Origin of the sequence: Pseudoalteromonas sp. APC 3893 (assembly GCF_030408095.1) — a bacterium.
In the GTDB taxonomy this organism is placed as follows: domain Bacteria; phylum Pseudomonadota; class Gammaproteobacteria; order Enterobacterales; family Alteromonadaceae; genus Pseudoalteromonas.
The window spans coordinates 1-1,472 of sequence record NZ_JASDCD010000067.1 but is presented as its reverse complement, the minus strand read 5'-3'; the positions used below and the strand labels follow the sequence as shown (position 1 = coordinate 1,472).

Below are 1,472 nucleotides of genomic sequence, written 5' to 3'. Positions count from 1 at the left end.
CGGGCGTTGTACCAGCATCACCCAAACTATCCCTAACCTGCACGCTCAACCCTCTTGGGGCGGGGCCGCCGGATTGCATTAATGGCATGGGTGGGGTGTTTTTTGAGTTAGAAATCATTAAATCCCCTTGGCGTACGGCGGGTTTGCCTTCAATTAATACGTTGAACGAGCCTAGTATAAATTCTGCTTCGCCATCATTGGTGCCGCTGACTATGCCTTTTTTATCACCAGGGGAGTCACCTGAACTTTGTGAAAAAGTACTATTTATATTGGCTGCACCATTGCCATTTACTTTTACTGAGCTGGCAACGCCGGTTACATCACTTGATTGTGCTTTGTTTGGGTAAGGAATTGGCACCACGCTTGGCCCTATTTGAGTTAAGCAAACATCTACCGTCATGAGTTTACCGCCGCTATCTACGTGAACGGCAGTGCGGCCATTTATAAGCACATTTTGCCCTGAGACTGTAGCGGTTTGAGCTGCCTGTGATTGAGTGTCTTTAGTAAGTTGCTCTTGATTGCCAGCTTCCCAGCCAATATGGCTAGATACTAAATCTAAAAAAGCCTGCGCGTTGCTAACGGGTTTATTTACATCCATATTAGTTTGCGGTTCGTTCCACGGTAAAATAGGTTCGTTTTTCTCACTATCCCATTGTGGTGGCGGAATAATGTAACCGGGTATGAAGGTGTTTACCATTTCACCGAGGGTTTTCTCGCGGTATTTAGGTCGGCCAATTTCATCTAGAAAGGCGGCGTCGCCACTGGCTTTATCTTCAAAAATAGCAATGCCGTTGGCTTTACCTAATGCACCATTACTGCGGGCACTGTTATTAAGTCCTAACAATGTTGGGTTATTGTGACGCCATGTGACTGAGCCTCCAGTACGTACATCAGCGCTCAGCGCATCAATATCATATTGCACGCTGCCTGTTTGCTTGCCTGCTGCGGCATTAATATAGGCCATTAATTCTCACTCCTTGAAATTTTGACTAGCTGCTCATGGGGCGCATTAAAAATTACAAACACCTGTTCAAGTAAACGTGTAAGTGGGTTGCATAAATAGCTTTGTGCCAATGTTAATGCGGCTAATGAATTTGCAGTGCCTTGATAGCCTAGAGCAGTTGCGAGCTCTGCACACTCGATGAGCGGCTGACCTTTTTTATACATTTTTTGGGTATAGGCGTACCATTTTTTTTGCCATACTAGTGATTGATCACCTGCAAATAGGTAGCTATCTTGGCTGGTGCAATTAGCGTGCGTTAGTTGCGCACTAAACGCTCCTTCATAAATATCTGCAGTAAGGTTACCTTGCCGGTGTATTAACATGGCGTATCCGCCTTCACCGTTGATCACCCCTGGCGGGCCGTTTAATACTTGCACTGTGGTTTGTTTGGCTTGCTGGCTGACATACTGATAGCTAATACATGAATCAACAGAAATGATTAACGTGTCGTTGCTAAGTTGAGTTAAGT

1 protein-coding gene and 1 pseudogene are annotated in these 1,472 nt (G+C 45.4%); both read right to left on the bottom strand.

Going from position 1 to position 1,472, the window contains the following annotated elements; translation table 11 throughout:
* Positions 1 to 964: DUF4150 domain-containing protein (locus QMA12_RS21990; RefSeq protein ID WP_290295317.1), on the bottom strand; the 964-nt coding region annotated here is incomplete at its 3' end.
* A pseudogene (locus tag QMA12_RS21985) lies at positions 964 to 1,472 on the bottom strand (hypothetical protein); the annotation flags it as partial. The gene QMA12_RS21990 and the pseudogene QMA12_RS21985, both read right to left, overlap by 1 nt.